This is a genomic window from Ruminococcus sp., assembly GCF_017650195.1.
Lineage (GTDB): Bacteria > Bacillota > Clostridia > Oscillospirales > Ruminococcaceae > Ruminococcus.
Window position 1 is genome coordinate 1 of record NZ_JAGCFH010000120.1, and the last position, 2,935, is coordinate 2,935.

Below are 2,935 nucleotides of genomic sequence, written 5' to 3' on the forward strand. Positions count from 1 at the left end.
AAAACAAACAGAAATACAGCGGTATAAGGGACAAAGTCATTACTTCGATCCATGTTAACACTGAATTTTGTAGTACCCTATTGGAAATAGAGGTAAAAGCTATGCAATTGATTTCAATTCTTATGTTCGGTCTCATCGAAATCGTCAATGGTATTTGCATTGTGATCATGATCTGGGGACAATTTGCGTGGGACTTCAAACAAGGAATGTTTGGTCGTCTTGTGCTTCTTGTGCTCACGATCGGATATTCGCTGCTCTGGCTCAGACTATTACAGATGATGATCAAACGTATCAAAGATTATGTAAAAGATCATCGAAGAACCTGACAGTTAACGGCAAGTATGTACAAGCAGTCAGTACAGAGCAGGCAGTCTGAGCTGTATTCAAAGAAATTAGCATTAATGCTATTGCTTATTATTCGTAAGCATCAGACATAAAACACCCAATAATAATAAATCTAGCTCACTTAGCTCACGTTCGTTAGCGAACATTAGTTTTTGTTATATCTCCGAGGGATATATTTACATTTCCTGCAGCTTTATTATTATCCAATTATAAGATTTCTTTCTTCAGAACTTAAATAGATTCAGTTTCCCGTTATATACTGATCTATGACAAGCATGACAGAGAGAAATGATATTATCAACTGTTGCTGCTCCAGAAAACTGATGATCTATGATATGATGTCCTTCTACATTATCGTGAGAACCACATATCTGACATGTATACTCATCTCTGATTTTTTCCGTTTTTCTGTGCACGAACATGTGCTGATGAACGCTTTTTTGACATATCACTTTCCTCCTATAGCCGGTGACTGCCCATGGATACTTCCCGCAGCAAGTTTTACCACCAGGCAGAACAATGACACATGATATTCCCTCTCCTCATTGTATTTTGTGGAATCCTATGCTATAATAGCAATATAAGCTGAGGAGAATATGTTCCTTTCTCGAAAAGAAAAAATCACTCCACGAACCTTGGAAAATATACAATGTCTAGATGGGAGGAAACGCCTTGAAAAAGAAACTTTTTGCATTACTTAGCTGTGTGCTGTTGCTGAACATGATCAGCATTCCGATTCCTGCATCAGCACATACACTGTCCAATGATACAAAAGATTATTATAAAGACTGGAAAGAAACTTATCTGCGTCAAAATCCGTACGTCAAAGATGAAACGCAGTATTATGTGTTCTACGGAGAGAAGGAATATGCGGAAGCACATTCCACGGTTGAGGTCACTGTTTCTGAAGCGCATGGCTATGGAATGCTGATCGCGGCACTGATGTCAGACTATGACAACGAGGCCAAAGACATTTTCGACGGCATGTATCATTACTATCTGGCGCATCCGAGCAGCATAGGCCCGCATCTGATGGCGTGGCAGCAGAGTGACAATGGCAAGGCACTCGTAGATTCAAACGGTGCGGATTCTGCAACGGACGGAGATCTGGATATTGCCTATTCATTGCTGCTGGCAGATAAGATCTGGGGAAGCACCGGTGAAATCAATTACCGTCAGGCGGCGGAACTTGTGATCAATGACATTATGAAATATGATGTGAGCCATGATGATAACATTCTGCGTCTCGGTGACTGGGCATACGATGTCGATAAAAATGACAAATATTACACCGCGACACGCGCTTCGGATTTCATCATGCAGTATTTTCCGGTGTTTTACGAAGTGACCGGTGATGAACGCTGGATGCAGCTTTATGACAACACCTACAGTATCATTAATCATTTTGTAGAGAAATATCAGACTGGTCTGCTGCCGGATTTCATCATCAAGGACAGCAGCGGTGAGTGGATCCCCGCGCCAGCGAACTTCCTTGAAAATGAAAACGACGGTGTCTACGAATACAATTCCTGCCGTGTTCCGTGGCGTATCAGTACAGATGCGCTCGTCGGAAAAAACGCAGATGCAAAAAAGTATGCGGAAACAGTCAACGCATTTTTCGTAAAGGAAACAGGCGGCAAGCCAGAAAAGATCATGGCGGGCTATACTCCGGACGGCAAAGCTGTCGCGGACTGGGACGATCTTTGTTTTACTGCGCCGCTGATGCTTTCCGCGGCAGCGGCCGGAGATACCAAGTGGCATGATGCGATACGCAAAGAGGTTATGGATATTGGCGTTGATTCCTATTTTGGTAACACGATCGCCATGCTTTGCCTGATCACCGATGACGGTGGATGGATCGTGCCGGAAACAACATCAGCAAATCCGACCGGTGATGCGAACGGTGACGGCAAATTCAATGTTGCCGATGTTGTACTGTTTCAGAAATGGCTTCTTGCTGTACGAGAAGCGCAACTTCCGAACTGGAAAAATGTTGATTTTTATAGTGACAACAAGCTTGATTTCTTTGACCTGTGTCTGATGAAGCGTGAACTTCTAAAAAACACGGTACTTGAGTATGTTGAACCAGATGAACGTTTTGAGTTCGGCATACGTGTAACTACCGAGATCGATGGACTGGAACTTCGCCGCGGACCTGATGACAGCTATGAGGCGATTGATTCCATTCCTGCCCAGACTCATCTTATTGAATCAGGCGTTCAGATGGGTAACAATATCTGGTTGTTTACGGAATACAATGGAAAGTCTGGCTGGATCAGGACTAAAGATGATGAAGGAGAAAAACAATACGTAGTCTATGAAATGGCAGCCAGAAAGCCGGTCATCTACCTTTATCCTGAACAGGAGACCGATGTCCATATCGATCTTGAACTGACAGAATCTGAGCTTTATACTTCCTATCCGAAGTATAACAACGGCTGGGATGTGATCGCATATCCGGACGGAACGCTTCTGAACAAAGCAGACGGCAGTAATCACAGATACCTTTTCTGGGAAGCAGATAACTGCAGAACAAAGTTTGATTTCTCAAAGGGCTTCTGTGTTGCGGGAAGTGACACTGAGAGCTTCC

General features: G+C 43.3%; 3 protein-coding genes. 2 read left to right on the forward strand and 1 reads right to left on the reverse strand.

Going from position 1 to position 2,935, the window contains the following annotated elements:
- A partial coding sequence (locus tag J6U00_RS05655; protein WP_296580034.1) for a hypothetical protein occupies positions 1 to 326 on the forward strand: 326 nt, incomplete at its 5' end.
- A gap of 243 nt (positions 327 to 569) precedes the next feature.
- On the opposite strand, the gene J6U00_RS15170 is transcribed toward J6U00_RS05655, so the two are convergent.
- Complete coding sequence (locus tag J6U00_RS15170) at positions 570 to 767, reverse strand: HNH endonuclease (protein ID WP_365718222.1); 198 nt, start codon at positions 765 to 767, stop codon at positions 570 to 572.
- A gap of 424 nt (positions 768 to 1,191) precedes the next feature.
- Here J6U00_RS15170 and J6U00_RS05660 point away from each other — a divergent pair.
- Positions 1,192 to 2,935: glycosyl hydrolase family 8 (locus J6U00_RS05660; RefSeq protein ID WP_296580036.1), on the forward strand; the 1,744-nt coding region annotated here is incomplete at its 3' end.